At 74.8% G+C, this 16,364-nt stretch carries 15 protein-coding genes and 3 tRNA genes; 13 read left to right on the top strand and 5 right to left on the bottom strand.

Annotation, left to right across the window (positions count from 1 at the left end; translation table 11 throughout):
• Positions 1-54: 54 nt before the first annotated feature.
• The 5 genes from E7Z53_RS07890 to E7Z53_RS07870 all read left to right on the top strand — a co-directional run bounded on the left by E7Z53_RS07890 (position 55) and on the right by E7Z53_RS07870 (position 2,313).
• On the top strand, positions 55-633 hold the full coding sequence (locus E7Z53_RS07890; protein WP_176337517.1) for a cupin domain-containing protein: 579 nt from the start codon (positions 55-57) through the stop codon (positions 631-633).
• A gap of 88 nt (positions 634-721) precedes the next feature.
• Positions 722-793: transfer RNA gene (locus E7Z53_RS07885), tRNA-Gln, on the top strand.
• A 22-nt stretch (positions 794-815) separates the two neighbouring features.
• A tRNA-Glu gene (locus E7Z53_RS07880) sits at positions 816-891 on the top strand.
• Between the two features lie 151 nt (positions 892-1,042).
• Positions 1,043-1,118 (top strand) — tRNA-Glu (locus tag E7Z53_RS07875).
• A 226-nt stretch (positions 1,119-1,344) separates the two neighbouring features.
• Positions 1,345-2,313 (top strand): NAD(P)/FAD-dependent oxidoreductase, encoded by a 969-nt coding sequence (locus E7Z53_RS07870; RefSeq protein ID WP_176337516.1) that lies wholly within the window; start codon positions 1,345-1,347, stop codon positions 2,311-2,313.
• A 171-nt stretch (positions 2,314-2,484) separates the two neighbouring features.
• On the opposite strand, the gene E7Z53_RS07865 is transcribed toward E7Z53_RS07870, so the two are convergent.
• From E7Z53_RS07865 to E7Z53_RS07855, 3 genes are all read right to left on the bottom strand, one after another.
• Positions 2,485-2,916 carry an OsmC family peroxiredoxin gene (locus tag E7Z53_RS07865; protein WP_017833207.1) on the bottom strand — a complete coding sequence of 144 codons (432 nt, stop codon included), beginning with the start codon at positions 2,914-2,916 and terminating at the stop codon, positions 2,485-2,487.
• A gap of 146 nt (positions 2,917-3,062) precedes the next feature.
• Positions 3,063-4,319 (bottom strand): heparan-alpha-glucosaminide N-acetyltransferase domain-containing protein, encoded by a 1,257-nt coding sequence (locus E7Z53_RS07860; protein ID WP_017833206.1) that lies wholly within the window; start codon positions 4,317-4,319, stop codon positions 3,063-3,065.
• Between the two features lie 318 nt (positions 4,320-4,637).
• Positions 4,638-5,687: a TerC family protein gene (locus tag E7Z53_RS07855; protein ID WP_176337639.1), complete on the bottom strand. Its 1,050-nt coding sequence runs from the start codon at positions 5,685-5,687 to the stop codon at positions 4,638-4,640.
• A gap of 246 nt (positions 5,688-5,933) precedes the next feature.
• Between E7Z53_RS07855 and E7Z53_RS07850 the strand changes: the two genes are divergently transcribed.
• The 4 genes from E7Z53_RS07850 (at position 5,934) to E7Z53_RS07835 (ending at position 9,047) form a co-directional block, all read left to right on the top strand.
• Complete coding sequence (locus tag E7Z53_RS07850) at positions 5,934-7,139, top strand: glutamate--cysteine ligase (protein WP_369597964.1); 1,206 nt, start codon at positions 5,934-5,936, stop codon at positions 7,137-7,139.
• Positions 7,136-7,915, top strand: a complete 780-nt coding sequence (locus E7Z53_RS07845) for an alpha/beta fold hydrolase (RefSeq protein ID WP_031282909.1) — start codon at positions 7,136-7,138, stop codon at positions 7,913-7,915. The genes E7Z53_RS07850 and E7Z53_RS07845 overlap by 4 nt, the downstream gene beginning before the upstream one ends.
• The gene (locus E7Z53_RS07840) at positions 7,912-8,613 is read left to right on the top strand and encodes an esterase/lipase family protein (protein ID WP_176337515.1); all 702 of its coding nucleotides are present in this window, start codon (positions 7,912-7,914) and stop codon (positions 8,611-8,613) included. Before E7Z53_RS07845 ends, E7Z53_RS07840 begins: the two co-directional genes overlap by 4 nt.
• A 158-nt stretch (positions 8,614-8,771) precedes the next feature.
• Positions 8,772-9,047, top strand: a complete 276-nt coding sequence (locus E7Z53_RS07835; RefSeq protein ID WP_035928915.1) for a hypothetical protein — start codon at positions 8,772-8,774, stop codon at positions 9,045-9,047.
• 68 nt (positions 9,048-9,115) lie between these two features.
• Here the strand turns inward: E7Z53_RS07835 and E7Z53_RS20260 are convergent, their stop codons facing one another.
• Together E7Z53_RS20260 and E7Z53_RS07825 are read right to left on the bottom strand one after the other, a co-directional pair.
• Positions 9,116-9,433 (bottom strand): DUF421 domain-containing protein, encoded by a 318-nt coding sequence (locus E7Z53_RS20260; protein ID WP_241482896.1) that lies wholly within the window; start codon positions 9,431-9,433, stop codon positions 9,116-9,118.
• A gap of 117 nt (positions 9,434-9,550) precedes the next feature.
• Positions 9,551-10,798, bottom strand: coding sequence for a cation:proton antiporter (locus E7Z53_RS07825; protein WP_017833201.1), 1,248 nt, complete (start codon positions 10,796-10,798; stop codon positions 9,551-9,553).
• 177 nt (positions 10,799-10,975) lie between these two features.
• On the opposite strand from E7Z53_RS07825, the gene E7Z53_RS07820 reads away from it, so the two are divergent.
• From E7Z53_RS07820 to E7Z53_RS07805, 4 genes are read left to right on the top strand one after another with little or no spacing between them, the layout of a single operon-like run.
• Positions 10,976-11,851 (top strand): potassium channel family protein, encoded by an 876-nt coding sequence (locus E7Z53_RS07820; protein WP_017833200.1) that lies wholly within the window; start codon positions 10,976-10,978, stop codon positions 11,849-11,851.
• Positions 11,852-11,896: 45 nt separating this feature from the next.
• The gene (locus E7Z53_RS07815; protein WP_035928924.1) at positions 11,897-12,817 is read left to right on the top strand and encodes an NADP-dependent oxidoreductase; all 921 of its coding nucleotides are present in this window, start codon (positions 11,897-11,899) and stop codon (positions 12,815-12,817) included.
• A gap of 57 nt (positions 12,818-12,874) precedes the next feature.
• Positions 12,875-14,638: a dynamin family protein gene (locus E7Z53_RS07810; RefSeq protein WP_017833198.1), complete on the top strand. Its 1,764-nt coding sequence runs from the start codon at positions 12,875-12,877 to the stop codon at positions 14,636-14,638.
• The gene (locus E7Z53_RS07805) at positions 14,635-16,323 is read left to right on the top strand and encodes a dynamin family protein (protein ID WP_035928927.1); all 1,689 of its coding nucleotides are present in this window, start codon (positions 14,635-14,637) and stop codon (positions 16,321-16,323) included. Before E7Z53_RS07810 ends, E7Z53_RS07805 begins: the two co-directional genes overlap by 4 nt.
• Positions 16,324-16,364: the final 41 nt, after the last annotated feature.

Raw genomic sequence — 16,364 nt, 5'->3', positions numbered from 1 at the left:
CATCTGCACACGCCCGGGCGCTCCGGCGTAGCCTGGGACACGGGGGCGATCAGCATGGACCGGACGGACGACCAGATCGAGGCGATGCGCGCGGGACGCCCGCAGCACCGCAATCCCGTGCAGCGGGACACCATCACGTGGTTGCGCACCGGCGCGGAGACCGGGGGCGAGCACGCCCTGCTGCACGTCGAGGTGGAGGCCGGGGGAGAGGTGCTCGCCCACTACCACCGCCGGTTCGGGATGCGCGTGCGGGTCCTCGAGGGCGTGCTGCGGGTCCAGGTCGGCCACGTCGTGCGGGACCTCGGGGCGGGCGGCGAGGTCGAGGTGCCCCCGGAGCACCTGTTCCGCTGGAAGAACCCGAGTGGGTCGCCGGCCCGCTTCGTGGTCGAGGTGCGGCCCGCCCACGAGGGCTTCGAGAAGGGCCTGGTGGCCCTGTACGGGCTCGCCCGGGACGGGCGCACCCGCTGGGACGGCCGGCCGCGGAGCCTGCTCCGCACGGCGCTGCTCATCCAGTGGACCGACATCAACCTCCCGGGGCTCTACCGCTGGCTGGGGCCGGTCGTCCGGGCGCTGGCGGGCATCGCCCGCCGCCGGGGGATCGACGGGGAGCTCGAGGACCGCTACTGCCGTTGAGCCCGATTTGCCGCCCCGCCGGAAGGCCGGTATAGTTCTTTTGCGTTGCGCCGGTCGCCGCGGGAAACCGCCGGACCGGGGACGACAGTGGGATATGGTGTAATTGGCAACACTACGGTTTCTGGTACCGTCATTCTAGGTTCGAGTCCTGGTATCCCAGCGCTGCTCCATCGGATCAGTACGGCCCCATCGTATAGCGGCCTAGTACGCCGCCCTCTCACGGCGGTAACGCGGGTTCGAATCCCGCTGGGGTCACCACCGCAGAACACCCCCGGACCACACGGTCCGGGGGTGTTCTCGTGTCCGGGGTGCGCTGCGCTGCCGGAACAGGGCCGGCGTCCGGAACAGGGCCCGGGACCTGGTACAGTGTACGAGGCCGGTCGCGGGAAACCGCGGACCGGATCGGTGCGGCCCCATCGTATAGCGGCCTAGTACGCCGCCCTCTCACGGCGGTAACGCGGGTTCGAATCCCGCTGGGGTCACCACGGAAGACGTCCCCCGGACCACACGGTCCGGGGGACGTCGTCGTTTCCCCACGACGAGCACCGGCACCGCCCGGTCCGGCGCTGCCCCGCCCGGGGGAGGGGCGCCCGCCGAATGCTCCGGCGCCGCCTACAGTCAGCAGGCTTACATCCCCGTCTCGGCACTGCTACGTTGGCAGAGCGGCGCAGGACTGCGGCCGGGACCGGCTCCGGGACGGGGGAAGGCAAGATGGACGAGAGCTACGACGTGGTCGTCGTCGGTGGGGGGCCCGCGGGCCTCGCCGGGGCGCTGTGCCTGGCCCGCGCCCGGCGCACGGTCCTCGTGGTGGACGCCGGGGCCCCGCGCAACGACCCCGCGGAGCACGTGCACAACTACCTCGGCCGCGACGGCGACGCCCCGGGCGCGCTGCTCGCGGACGGGCGTGCCGAGGTCACCGGCTACGGAGCGGACGTCGTCGACGGCACAGTGGTCTCCGCCCGTCCCGCCGGGGACGACGGCCACGGCGTCCGGTTCCTGCTGGCGCTCGAGGACGGCCGGTCGGTGCGGGCGCGCCGCGTGCTGATCACCACCGGACTGACCGACGAGCTGCCGGACGTCCCGGGCGTGGCGCAGCGGTGGGGCCGCGACGTCGTCCACTGCCCCTACTGCCACGGCTGGGAGTGGCGGGACGAGCCGCTGGCGGTGCTGGGCACCGGCCCCCTGGGCGTGCAGCAGGCGCAGCTGTTCCGGCAGTGGAGCCACGACATCACCTTCGTGCAGCACACCGCCCCGGCGCCGGACGACGAGGAGCGCGAGCACCTGGCGGCCCTCGGCATCGCGTGCGTGGCGGGCGAGGTGCGGCGCGTGGAGGTGTCGGAGGACCGGATCACCGGTCTCCGGCTGGTCGCCGGCGAGCTCGTGCCGTGCCGGGCCGTGGTCGTGGTGCCGCGCTTCACGGTCCGCTCCGCCCTCATCGACTCCCTCGGCCTGCGCACGGCCCAGGTGGAGGAGAAGGGCCATGCCGTCGGCACGTACGTGCCCTCGGCGCCCACGGGCGGCACGGACGTGCCGGGGATCTACGTGGCGGGCAACGTCACGGACCTCCACGCCCAGGTCCTCGCCGCGGCGGCGGCCGGGCTCACGACCGCCACGGCCGTCAACGCCGACCTGCAGGCCGAGGACCTCGGCCGGGCGCTCGCCGAACGCGACCGCGCCTGACGTCACGGGTCCGGCCGGCCGGGGGCGGATCCACGAGGAGCAGGAGCGGACGCGCGCGACCTTCCACGCCCTCGCCGGCCGGGCCGTCGTCCGCCGCCGTCACCGACACGCCGGACGCGGCCGGCCCCGCCGGCCCGGGCACTGCCCGGGCCGGCGGGGCCGGGCACCGGATCAGGCCAGCGAGGCGTCCAGGGTGATGTCCACGGACAGGGCCTGGGAGACCGGGCAGCCGGCCTTGGCCTCCTCGGCGATGCGCGCGAAGTCCTCCGCGGAGATGTTCTCCACCTGCGCCACCACGGTCAGCTCGACCCCCTTGATGCCCTCGCCCGCCACGAAGGTCACCTCGGCCGAGGAGTCCAGCCGGGTGGGCGGGGTCTCGTTCTGGGCGAGCATGTTGGAGAACGCCATGGCGTAGCAGGTGGCGTGCGCGGAGGCCAGGAGCTCCTCGGGGCTCGTCTTGGCGCCGGCGCCGCTCTCCGCGCGGGTGTCCCAGTCCACGTCGAAGGGGCCCAGGCCCGAGCCGGTCAGGCTGGTGGTGCCCGAGCCGTTGAAGAGATCGCCGGTCCAGACGGTGCTGGCCTTGCTGATGACGGGTTTCGGCATGGTTCCTCCTGAGGTCCACGGCAGGCGGGCGCTCCGCCTGCCGGCGCCGGGCGGCGCTGCTGTCACGCTAACGGATCCGTGCGGCCCGCGAGCGGCCGGGGCCGTGTTTCAGCCGTCGGCGCGTGTCCGGCCGGCGGAGGCACGTGCTACCCCAGGGGCCTCCTGGGGGTCTCCGGGCCGCGGGGCGTCCCCCGATCGGCGACGGCACGGGAGGTCGCGTGCGCGGCCGCGGACACGAGCCGTTCCAGCGGACCCCGTCCGAAGGCGTGCCGCCAGGCGAGCGCCACGAGCGCCGAGACGAGGAGGCAGGCGGCGAACCAGAGCAGCGGGCTGCTGTAGTGGACCTCGGTGGCCAGCAGGACCAGCTGTCCCGTGTACAGGGACAGGGTCATGGCCCCCATGGCCGTGAGCGGCAGCAGCCACTTGCCGAACTCGCGGCCGGCGAGCAGGAAGGCGCCGAGCACGGCCGTGCTCACCCCGAGGCTCCAGGCCACCGAGAGGAGCGTGTTGGTGTGCGGGGCGGAGAGCGCCTGCCACCACAGCGAGGACGTCGGCAGGGGCCCGTCGGCGCCGAAGACGACGAGGTGGTCCAGGTCCGCCCGGGTGAGGGAGACGATGCTGTAGAGCAGCACGTTGTAGCCGTCCATGCCGTAGAGGAGCACCCAGGAGACGAGCTTGGCGAGGGCCGCGAGGCCGAGTCCCGCGGCCAGGAGGCGGCTCTGCAGACGCAGGCTCTTGAGGTTGAGGCGGCCGAGGGCGAGCCCGGCGAGCAGGTACGCCATGTACGTCACGGCCGGGTACGTGCCGGTCAGCGTCAGCTGCCAGAAGAGCGCGACCGGTTCGGTGACGAGGTGGGCGAACGTCGGGTTGGCGGCGCTGTGCTCGGGCACCACGTCGCCCAGCCAGTGGATCAGGAGGGGCCCGAGGAGCAGGAACGCGCCCGAGCACAGGAGCAGGGTCCGTGCCCGCAGCCCCAGGAAGGGCAGCGCGAGCAGGAAGAAGAGCCCGTAGTGGACCAGGATGCCGACGGCCGGCGGGTCCGCCGGCATCAGGTACCCGACGGTCAGCCCGATCACCATGATCAGCAGCGCGCGCACCGCGATCCCCGCGCGGGCGGCGGTCAGGTCCCGGCCCCTGCGGGGTCTGCGCGCTCCGGTGGAGAAGGCGAGGCCGACCCCGGCGAGCAGCGCGAACAGCGCCGCGGAGTCCCCGGCGAACAGCAGCCAGGACAGCGTCGGCCGGTCGTTGTCGGGATAGGACTGCGGCAGGAAGTGGACCGCCGTCAGCCCCACGAGAGCCAGTCCCCGGGCGGCGTCCACGGCGACCAGGCGCCCGGCCGACCGGCGGGGGTCGAGCCCGCCGGTGGCCTCCGCGGCCCGGTCTCTCGTGGGGTGGTCGTTCATGGGTCCCGCCGTCCTGTTCCTCATCCCCGGCCCCACGGTGGGTCGCGCTCAGGATGTCGTGTGCACTGCCGCCAATCTTCGCATCCGGGCCGTCGGTCGCGGCAACGTTGCGCCGGAAGGCTCAGGAGGCCTCGCGCAGCGCCGGCCCCGGCGGCGGCGTGGGGGGCCTGCTGGTTCGCGCGGGTCAGGGGACCGGTCACGCTGACCCGGACGAACCGGCCGTCGGGGTCCGCCTCGACGAGGACGGAGAGCTTGCGGTGCACGGGGTCGGCTCCTTCACGGGGCGGCGACCCTCCCACGGGGCGCGGTCCGCGCCCCTCAGGGGCCGCTCCGGCCGTCCTCGCCCCGGTCCGCGGAGGCGGCCCGGGACGGCCGCAGGGGTTGGAGCGCCGCGAGCTCGGCGGGGGTCGCGGTCCGGAACGGCGGGGCCTCCGGGCACTGCGGCGCCCGCCGCCCCTGCCCGCGGGTGGCGCGCAGGCTCGTGCCGACCGACACGACCAGGACGGCCGTGATCACCGCGAGGGAGACTCCCGTGGGGATGTCGACCACGTCGACCTTGAGCGCCATCTTCACCCCCACCCACACCAGGACCAGGGCCAGCCCGGCGCGCAGGTGCACGAAACGGTGCATCAGGTCCGCGAGCAGGAAGTACATGGCCCGCAGCCCCAGCACGGCGAAGGCGTTGGCGGTGAAGACGATGTAGACCTCGTCGGTGACCGCGAAGACGGCCGGGATCGAGTCGACGGCGAAGACCACGTCGGTGGCCTCGATCAGCACCAGCACCGCCAGCAGCGGCGTGGCCCGCAGCGCCCCGCCGACGCGCACCACGAGCCGCTGCCCGTAGAACACCTCGGTCATCGGCACGCAGCGGCGGAAGACCCGCAGCACCGCCGACCGGTCCGGGTCAAGACGCGCCTCCCGCTGCCGGAGCATCCGCCACCCGGTGCAGAGCAGGAACGCGGCGAAGAGGTAGAGCACTCCCTCGAAGGCGTGGATCAGCGCCGCGCCCGCGGCGATGAAGGCGCCGCGCAGCACCAGCGCCCCGAAGACGCCCAGGAACAGCACCTGGTGCTGGTAGGCGCGGGGGACGGCGAAGTACGTGAGCATGACCGCCCAGACGAACACGTTGTCCACGGAGAGCGACTTCTCGATCAGGTACCCGGCGAAGTACTGCTGGCCGGCCTGCGACCCGAAGACGGCCCAGACCACCACCCCGAAGCCCGTCCCGCAGGCCACCCACACCGCCGTCCACACCGCGGCCTCGCGCAGCCCGATCGCGTGCGGGCGCCGGTGGGCGAGCAGGTCCACGGCCAGCAGGACCACGATGCCGCCGATCACCGCGGCCCACCCCCAGAACGGGACGTCCATCGCCACCAGCCACCCTCCGGTTCCCGACCGGAGGTCTCTCCCGGCCCGTTCCGGGCCCGCGCGCCGGATCCTGCGGGGGACCGTCGTGACGACGCTGCGCGGGGGGATACTCCCCTCCTGGCCCCTCCAGCGAACCCCGCCCCGCCCTCCGCGTCAAGAGGCGTCGCGAGCTCCCGCAGCGGCGCTGCGCGGGTCCCCGGTGCTACGCTCCGCAGTGAGCCGGGGGATCCGCCCGGCGACGACGGCGTGGCCTCCCGCCCCGCCCGTCCGCACCGCTCCAGCCCCTCCCGGATGGTGGTGATCACCGTTTTCCCGCACCCGTCCCCCGCAGCGACCACCGGCCCCACCCGCACCTTCGGCGTGGAGGAGGAGCTGCTCCTCGTGGACGCCGTGACGCTGGCGCCCGCCCCCGCCGGCCCGGACGCCGTGGACGCGCACGCCGCCGGCGTCCGCTCCTCCCCGGCGACGGCACCGGCGCACCAGGTCACCACCGAGCTGCAGCAGGAGCAGATCGAGGTCGCGAGTCCTCCGCTGACCGGCCTCCCGGAGCAGATCGCCGCGATCCGTCAGGGGCGCCGCCTGGCCGACGCCGCCGCCCGCGCGGTGGGTGCCCGCGCCGTCGCCCTCGCCTCACCGGTCACGGCGGGCGCCCCGCACCTCGTGCCCGCACCGCGCTTCCGGTGGCTCCAGGAGCGCTTCGGGCTGGTGGCGGCCGAGCAGCTGACCTGCGGCCTCCACGTCCACGTGGGCGTCGGCAGCCGCGAGGAGGGCGTGGCCGTGCTGGACCGCATCCGGGTGTGGCTGCCCGTCCTGCTCGCCCTGAGCGGCAACTCCCCGTTCTGGTACGGCCGGGAGAGCGGCTTCAGCAGCTACCGCTACCAGGCCTGGGTCCGCTGGCCCACCTCCGGTCCCACGGAGGTCTTCGGCTCGGTCGAGGAGCACGACCGGCAGCGCGAGGCCCTGCTGCGCTCCGGGGTGCCCCTCGACCTCGGCATGATCTACTTCGACGCCCGGCTCTCGGCCCGCTACCCCACCGTGGAGATCCGGATCACCGACATGTGCCTGGACGCGGAGCACGCCGGGGTGCTGGCCGCCCTCGGCCGGGCGCTGGTCGAGACGGCCGCCCGCCAGTGGCGGGCGGGCCTCCCTGCGCCGCCGGTGAGCGCGGCGCAGCTGCGGACCTGGTCCTGGCAGGCCAGCAGGGACGGCGTCGAGGGGCCGTTGATCAGCCCGGCCTCCGGCGCGCCCGCCCCGGCCGCGGACGTCGTGGCGGAGCTGCTGGCCGTCGTGCGCCCCGTGCTCGCCGAGTGGGACGAGGCCGCGCAGGTGGAGTCCGTGGTGGCCGGCGTCCTGCGGGACGGCTCCGGCGCCCGGCGGCAGCTGGCGGCCCACGCCGCGCGGCGGGACCCGCTCGACGTCGTGCGCCTGGCGCTCGAGGCGACCCACCGGTGAGGGCGCGGGGGCACCCGGGGCTCGAGCGGCGGCGCGTCGTCGCCGGCACCCACGCGGTCGACGTGCGGGGGACCTTCGACCGCGCGCGGCCCCCGGTGGTCCTCGTGCACGGCATCGGCATGTCGGGCCGGTACTTCCTGCGGCTCGCTGACGCGCTCGCGGCCACGCACGACGTCTACGCCGTCGACCTGCCGGGCTGCGGGTCCTCGCCGCGCCCCGCCCGGCCCCTGTCGGTGCCCGAGCTCGGCCGCGTGGTTGCGGGGGCCGTCGAGGCGCTGGGGCTGCGGGCTCCCGTGGTCGTGGGGCACTCCATGGGCTGCCAGGTCGTCGTGGACGCCGTCAGGGACCACCCCGGGCTGTGCGCCGGCTACGTGCTGGTGGGACCGACCGTCGACCCCACCGCGCGCAGTCTGCTCGGCCAGGGACGGCGGCTGCTGCGGGACACCGCGCGCGAGCCCCTGCGCACCAACGCCGTGGTCGTCCGCGACTACCTCCGGATGGGCCCGCTCCGCTATCTGCGCACTGCCCGGCACATGCTCCGCGACCGGATCGAGGAGGACATCCGGGGCTGCACGCCCCCCGGGCTGGTGGTGCGCGGGTCCCGGGACCCCATCGCCCGGCGGGACTGGTCCCGCCGGCTGGCCCGGGCGGCCCCCGACGCCCGCTTCCTGGAGATCCCCGGGGCCCCGCACAACGTCCAGCACACCGACCCCCGGGAGCTCGCCGCCGCCTGCGCGCCCTTCCTCGCCGCCTGCCGTCCCGGGAGCCCGGTGTGATCCCGCGGCTGGGCGCGGCGGCCGCGAATCTCGCGGCCTGGGCCCGCGACTACGTCTACGCGGTCCGGTGGCAGGCCGCGGGCGTCCTCGGCCGGTGGGAGCCCGCCCACTACCGGGGCCGGGGAGAGCCGGGGCGGACGCCGGTCGTGCTGATCCCCGGGATCTACGAGTCGTGGACGTTCATGCTCCCGGTGGCCGGGCTGCTGCGGGAGCACGGCCACGACGTCCACGTGGTGGAGGACCTGAGGTTCAACACCGGGACCATCGAGGACATGGCGGCGCTGGTCGACGAGCACATCCGCCGGGAGGGGATCGAGCGCTGCGTGCTGGTGGCGCACAGCAAGGGCGGGCTGATCGGCAAGCACCTCCTGGCCCACCACAACAAGGGCACCGTGATCCGGGGGCTCGTGGCCGTCAACACCCCCTTCACGGGCTCCGAGCTCGCCCGGCTCCTGCCCCTCCCGACGATCCGGGTGTTCCTGCCCCACTCCCCGGAGCTCACCGCGCTGACCACCCGCCGGGAGGTCAACCAGCACATCGTCTCCGTCTACGGCCTGTTCGACCCCCACATCCCGGGCGGCAGCCACCTGGAAGGGGCGCGCAACGTCCAGCTCGGCACGCGCGGTCACTTCCTGCCGCTCAGCGACCCGCGCGTGCACGAGGCGATCCTCGAGGGGATCGGCACGCTCACCCGCTGACCCCGCCGGCGCCCGGTGGCCCCGGCGGCCGCCGACCCGACCGGACCGCCCCGGCCCGGCGTCGGAGGCGACTGCTACTCTTCGGCCACCGAGCGCGCCCCGGACGGCGCGCCGCCGGAGACAGGAACGACGGACGACGCCGGAGGGACGGTGGGACCGTGGGCGAACTGGGACTGACCCCCTTCCAGGGCTGGGAGGTGATGTCCTGGGCCCTGCTGGCCGCCGCCGCGGTGTGGACCGTGGCCCGGGGCGTCCGGTGGCTCGTGGGACGCTACGGGCAGAACACCCGCTGGGGCCGCAGGTCGCGCACCCGGCTCGGCCTGCGCCGGGCCCGGGACGGCCTGCTGGAGCGCCACGCCGCCGGAGAGCTCACCGAGGACGAGTACCGGGAGCGGCTGCGGCTGCTCGAGCAGGAGGGCCGCTCCGGCCCCTGACCGCCCCGGGGCCGCGGGCGGGAACGTGCGAGCACCGGGCCCGGCGCAGCGCCACCGCACCGTGCGGTTCACGCCTCCGGGCCGGCCGGTCCCCGGCGGTCGTCGTCGCCCAGGGCCTCGGTCCCGCGGACGTCCGCGAGCGCGGACCCGTCGCCGTAGGAGCTCGATGTGATGACGCTGAGCTTGCCGTTGGTCTCGAGCACGACCGCCTCGACCCGGGAGAGTTCGCCGGTGCCCTGCATCCGCACGGCCTGGCGCAGCTCCGACTCGGTGAGCCGGTTGCGGCGCAGCGCCTCGCCCCGGATCCGGCCGTCGGCCAGCAGCAGGACGGGGTCCGAGGTGAAGAAGCGCCGGGCCCCCGGACGGCGCGCCGAGACGAGGGCCACGAGCAGCTGGAGAGCCGCGAGCAGGGTCAGGGCGGTGGCGCCCTATGCCCGGGAGTCAAACCACACGGCGGGCCTCCCGGTCCGTGATGAGGGGCCTGGGACAGGGGTGCTGCGGGCTCATGCGGGGGTCTCCTCCTCCTGTTTGCGCTCCGGCTCCCGGTGCTGGAGCCACGCGCTCAGCGGTGCGGTGGACAGCCCGTGGACGAGCACGGACAGGGTGACGGCCAGGGTGGTGTGGACGAAGATCTCGTGGTTGCCGGTGTGCCGTTCGGCCAGCGTCGCGTAGAACAGGGCGGAGACGCCGATGGGTCCGAACCAGCTCAGGACGAGCGTCTCGGCGCGGTCGTGCACGCCCCGCAGCAGCGGCCGGAGCGCCCACAGGGCAACGAAGCGGCGCAGCAGCAGCGCCGCGCCGAGGACCAGGGGAGCACCCCAGCCCAGTTCCGTCCACTCACCGACCGGCAGCGCCAGGCCGAGCAGGATGAACACCGGCAGCAGGAACAGCCGGGCCACGGCGTCCTGGACCTTGTCCTCCTGCGCCTCGTCCCGCTGGGGGATCACCTGCCCGAAGACCGCGACGCCCACGAAGACGGCCAGCAGGGCGTCGGTGCCCAGCAGCTTGCCGGTCCCGAGCAGCACGAGTGCCAGCGGCACCACGAAGGCCAGGTAGGAGCTCTCCTCCATGAGCCCGTGCCGGCGGACGACGACGAACAGCCTGCCCAGCAGGAAGCCCGCCAGCGCCCCGAACACCGCCGCGCCGAGCACCTCCCACAGCAGGACGGTGGTCAGCAGCTCGTGCCACGCCCGGTCCGGCTCGGTCAGCAGCAGCACCGGGAGGAGGACGAAGAGGTAGGCCAGTCCGTCGTTGAGCCCGCTCTCGGCCGAGAGGTTGTGCCGGACCCGCTCGGGAATCCGCTCCTCGGCCAGGGAACCCGTGACGATCGGGGTGGTGACCACGGGGTCGGTCGGGGTGATGATCGCGCCCAGCAGCAGCGCCACCAGGAACGGCACGCCCAGCGCCGCCCACAGCACGCCGGTGGCCACGACGAGCATCAGGGCCATGCCCAGCCCGATGACCACGGCGATCCAGCGGGCGTCGCTGCGCCAGTAGCCGTGCGGCAGGCGCAGGGCGACCCCGGCCAGGCCCACCGCCAGGGTGATCCGCGCCGCCTGCTCCAGCAGCGTTCCCGGGGGCAGGCCGAAGTCCTCGATCCGCACGAGGTCCAGCGCGTAGGGGCCGATCAGCGCGCCGAACGCGAGGGCGAGCACCGGGCCGGGGAGACTGATCCGCTGCAGCAGCGTCGAGAACGCCGAGATCAGCAGGACGGCTCCGGCGAAGAGCGCCAGCACCAGGTTGATGTCCATCGTCGTCCTTCCGTCCCTGTGGGGGCCGCGTCGCCGTCCGGGGCAGCGGATGCTTCCACCGTAACCCTGCTGATGGTCCCCGGGGCAAGCACGGAGGCCGAACCTCCGGGACGGGCCCGGGCGCCACCGGGTAAGGTCCCCGGGAAGGACGGTCATCGACTGGGACGGAGCGACGACGTGGACGTGCTGCTGACGCTGCTGGGGACCACGGTGATCGTGCTCGGCCTGCGGGACATGTACCACAGCCTGCTGCACCCCAGCGGCTCGGGCGCCGTCGGCGGCCGGGTGCAGTCGGGCGTCTGGTGGGTCTCCCGGCGCACCGGGCACCGCTTCGGCTCGGCCGTGGGCCCGGGCTCGATGATCACGGTGGTGCTCCTGTGGGTGCTCCTGCAGGGCCTCGGCTGGGCCCTGATCTACCTGCCGCACGTCCCCGAGGGCTTCACGTACTCGCCGGGGGTGGACCCCGCCGCCTACCCCGATCTCCTCGAGGCCCTCTACCTCTCGTTCGTCACCCTGGCGACGCTGGGGTTCGGGGACGTCGTGGCCACCGACCCCTGGATCCGGCTGGCCACCCCGCTGGAGGCGCTGACCGGGTTCGCCCTGCTCACGGCGGCCCTGACGTGGTTCACCCAGATCTATCCGCCGCTGTCCCGCCGCCGGGCCCTGGCGCTCGAGCTGACGTCCCTCGCCGAGGTGGAGTACGCGGACGGGATCGCGGAGGAGGACCCCGTGACGGCGGCCCGGGTGCTGGACGGGCTGACCGCGGAGGTGTCCCGGGCCCGGATCGACTTCACCCAGCACGGCGAGACGTACTACTTCCAGGAGGAGGACCCGGACCTCTCCCTGGCCCGGCAGCTGGCCTACGCCCTCGAGCTGCGCGACCGTGCCGCCGCGTCCTCGGCGCCGCCGGTGCGCACGAGCGCCCGCCGCCTGGGCCTGGCCCTGGAGCAGCTCGCGCGAAAGCTGCGGGAGGACTTCGTCAGCACGGGGGAGGCCCCCGGGGAGGTGTTCGCCGCCTACGCCGCGGATCACCTGCGGGAGCCGGGCCGCTGACCCGCGGCCGGGAACAGATTCCCGGGACCGCCGGTTGCGCGGAGCATGAAGGCATTGACGTACGCCCGCTACGGCGGCCCCGAAGTCCTCGAGCTCACCGACCTCCCCGAGCCCAAGGTCCCCCCGGGCTGGGTGCTCCTGAAGGTGCGCAGCGCCGCGATCAACCCCGTGGACTGGAAGATCATGGCCGGCGGCCTCGATCCGCTGATGGAGGTCCAGTTCCCGGTGGTGCCCGGCTGGGACGTGTCCGGGGTCGTGGAGGCCGTCGGCATCGACGTCCCGGAGTGGGCCCCGGGCGACGAGGTGATCTCCTACGCCCGCACGGACTGGGTGCACGGCGGGACGATGGCCGAGTACGTCGCCCTGCCCGCACGCCTGCTCGCGCCGAAGCCGGCCTCCGTGGACTGGGACCGGGCGGCCGCGCTGCCGCTCGCCGGGCTCACGGCCTACCAGGTCCTCGGCCGCCTGGAGGCGGCCGCGGGAGAGACCGTGCTCGTGCACAACGCCTCCGGGGGCGTGGGCGGCTACGCCGTCCAGCTCGCCGCGGCCCGGGGCGCCCGCGTGATCGGCACGGCGTCGGAGGCCAACCACGAGTACCTGCGCGGTCTCGGCGCGGAGCCCGTGGCCTACGGGGACGGGCTGCCCGAGCGGGTCCGGGAGCTGGCTCCGGACGGCGTGGACGTCGTGGTCGACCTCGTGGGCGGGGTCGTGGAGCAGACGCTCGCCGTCCTGAAGGACGGGGGACGGCACGCCTCCGTGGCCGACGACGCGGTCGAGGCCCACGGCGGGACGTGGATGTGGGTGCGTCCCTCCGCCGAGGACCTCACCGAGCTGGGCCGTCTGGTGGACCGGGGCGCGCTGCGGATAGAGCTCGCCCGCAGCGTGCCCCTGGCCGAGGGTGTGGAGGCCTACCGGCTCAGCCAGGAGGGGCATGTCCGCGGCAAGATCGCCGTCCGGATGGCGTGAGCCCCCGGCGACCCGCGCCGCGTAGGTGCACAGCAGGCTGACTGGCACAATGTCCCTGTGACCGACCAGACAGAGATCCTGAGCGCCCTCGAGGACGCGCGGGCGCTGCTCGCGGCGTCGACCCTCCCGCTGTCCACGACCGACGTGCTGCGCGAGCGCGAGGACATCGACCGTGCCGTCGCCCAGCTCGACGACTACGTGCTGCCCCGGGTGCGCTCCCTCGACGCGCCGCTGCTCGCGGTGGTCGGCGGCTCCACGGGCGCCGGCAAGTCGACCCTGGTCAACGCGGTCGTGGGGCACCCCGTGACCCGGTCCGGGGCCATCCGCCCGACCACCCGGCAGCCCATCCTGATCCACCACCCGCGCGACGCCGAGGCGTTCTCGACCCAGCGGGTGCTCCCGCACCTGAGCCGGATCCACGCGCGGAAGGTCATCCCCGCCGGCTCGACTGCCGCGGACACCGCCTCCCCGTCCGCGCTGCCCGGCACCGCGGACGGCCAGGCCCTCGTGCTGCTCGCCGAGCCGCGGATCCCCGAGGGCGTCGCCCTGCTCGACGCCCCGGACGTCGACTCGATCTCCGACGAGAACCGCCGGCTCGCGGGACAGCTGCTGGCCGCCGCCGACCTGTGGCTGTTCGTGACCACCGCGAACCGCTACGCCGACGCCGTGCCGTGGCGGCTGCTCGTCGAGGCCGCCCAGCGGGACATCACGGTGGCCGTGGTCCTCGACCGGGTCCCGCAGGGGCTCGAGGCCGAGATCGAGGACGACCTCCGGCGGATGCTCGCCGAGCAGGGCCTCGGGGACGCCCCGGTGTTCACCGTCCCGGAGTCACCGCTCAACGAGATGGGCATGCTCCCGCCCCACGTCGTCGCCCCCGTGGTGGACTTCCTGGCCGAACTGGGGCGCAACGCCGCCTCCCGCTCGGAGATCGCCCGCCGGACCCTCGGCGGCGCGGTCCGCTCCATCGCGGAGCGCACCGGCGCGGCCGGGACGGCGGTGCTCTCCCAGCACCGCGTCGAGGCGCAGCTGCGCCACGACGTGGACCGCGCCTTCGACGAGGCGCTCGCCGCCGTCATCGAGTCGACCCGGGACGGGACCCTGCTGCGCGGCGAGGTCCTCGCCCGCTGGCAGGACTTCGTGGGCACCGGCGAGTTCTTCCGCAACCTCGAGGCCGGGATCGGCCGGATGCGGGACCGGCTCACCGCCTTCTTCAGCGGGAGGCCGGCACCCGAGGTCCAGGTCGAGGAGGCCATCGAGACCGGTCTGCAGACCGTGATCGTTGAGGAGGCCGCGCGCGCCTCCGAGACCGCGGAGCGCCGCTGGCTGGACGAGCCCGCGGGCCGGGTCCTGCTCGGCGGGTCCGACCTCGGCTCGCTGCCCCCGGACTTCCGCGAGCGCACGGCAGAGCAGGTGCGCGCCTGGCAGGGCGACCTCATGGAGCTGATCCAGCGCGAGGGCGCGGACAAGCGGACCAGGGCGCGGGCCATGTCGCTGGGTGTGAACGCGCTCACCGTGATCCTCATGATCGGCGTGTTCTCCATGACGGGCGGGCTCACCGGGCTGGAGGTCGGCATCGCCGGCGGCTCCGGCGTGGTGGGCACCAAGCTGCTCGAGGCGGTCTTCGGGGAGGACGCCGTGCGGCGGATGGCCGAGGACGCCCGCAAGAACCTCGAGTCCCGGATCCACACGGTCATGGACCAGCAGGCGTCCGTGTTCCTGCGGCGCCTCGACGTCCTGGACGGGCACCCGGAGGCCGACGAGCTCGTGGCCGTGGCCGAGCGCATCCGCGCCGCCGGGCGGACGCTGGGGGAGAGCGCATGAGCCCCGCCCGGCAGGCGGCGCCGACTCTCTCCGAACGGCTCACCGCGCTCGCGCGCGCCACGGAGCTGGCCTCCGGCCGGCTCGACGACGTGGCCGTGGCGGCGTCCCGCACCGTCCTGGACCGCGCCGCCGAGCGGCGCTCCCTGTCCGCCGACCACACCGTGGTGGGCTTCTTCGGGGCGACCGGGTCCGGGAAGTCCACCCTGTTCAACGCGGTCGTGGGACGGGACATCGCCCGGGCCGCCGCCCGCCGCCCCACCACCTCCGAGCCGCTGGCCGCCGTCTGGGGGGAGCCGGGCAGCGAGGCCCTGCTGGACTGGCTCGGTGTCACCCAGCGCCACCACGTCGACACGCCCCTGCCCACCGGGCACGCGGACGCCGGCCGGTGGACGCGCGTCAAGGAGCGGATCACGGGCGCGCCCGCCGCGGAGGCGCCCGGCGGTCTGATCCTGCTCGACCTGCCGGACTTCGACTCCGTGAGCCTGCACCACCGCACCATCGTGCAGCGTCTCGTCGGCATGGTCGACGTCGTGGTGTGGGTCGTGGACCCGCAGAAGTACGCCGACGCGGTCATCCACCAGGAGTTCATCGCGCCGCTGGCCCGGCACGGGGCCGTGACCATGGTGGTGATGAACCAGGTGGACCGGCTGCCGGACGCCGAGGTCCCCGCCGTGATGGCCTCCCTCGAGGAGCTCGTGGCCCAGGACGGGCTGCCCACCACGGGGCTGTCGAAGCCGGTGGCCGTCTCCGCGGTGACGGGGGAGGGCGTCGAGGCCCTCCGCGCGCGGATCCGCCAGGTGGCCGACACCAGGGCGGCGGCCGGCGCCCGGCTCGACGCCGACGTGGACGACGCCGCCGCGCTGCTCGCCGAGGCCTCCGGGGACGGGGAGCCTGCCGGGATCACCGAGCCGGCGCAGGAGCGGCTCACCGACGGGCTGGCGCAGGCCGCCAACGTGCCCGGGATCGCCCGGGCCGCCGGGAGGTCCTACGCCCTGCACGCGGCGGAGCACACGGGGTGGATCCCCACCCGGTGGCTGCTGAGGTTCCGCAAGGACCCGATGCGGCGGCTGAACCTCGACCGGGGCGGGACCGTGAACCCCGAGGTCAACCGCACGTCCCTGCCGCCCATGGGCGCCGCCCAGCGGGCCGCGGCCGACTCCGCGGTGCGCACCTTCGCCCACGACGCCGCGGACGGGGCCGCCGAACCGTGGACCCGGTCGGTCAGGCAGGCCGCGCGCACCCACGAGGAGAGGCTGCCGGACGCGATCGACCAGGCCGTCGCCCGCACCGACTTCCGGGCCGGGCGGAACTCCTGGTGGTGGCTCGTCCTCGACGTCGTCCAGTGGCTCGCGATGCTCGCGGTGGTCGCGGGGCTGCTGTGGCTCCTGGGCCTGTTCCTGCTCGAGTGGTTCCAGATCCCCGTCCCGCCGCCCCCGTACGTCGAGGGCTTCCCGCTGCCCGTGCCCACGCTGCTCGTCCTCGCCGGGGTGGTGCTCGGGATCTTCACGGCCCTGACCGGCCGGGTCCTCGCCGGCTTCGGCGCCCGGATGCGGGAGCGCTCGGTGCGGCGCCGGCTGCGCGAGTCGGTGGCCGAGGCGGCCCGGCGCACCGTCGTCGACCCCGTGCGGGCGGAGCTCGAGGCCTTCGCCGCCTTCCGGAGGGCGCTGGCCGTCCTGCGCGGCTGAGCGCGGCGGCCGCGGAGCGTCCCCCGCCGCACGGCGGGGGA

Source organism: Kocuria salina (assembly GCF_013368965.1).
Lineage (GTDB): Bacteria > Actinomycetota > Actinomycetes > Actinomycetales > Micrococcaceae > Kocuria > Kocuria rosea.
The sequence above is the reverse complement of the archived record's forward strand: the minus strand, read 5'-3'. Positions and strand labels throughout refer to the sequence as shown.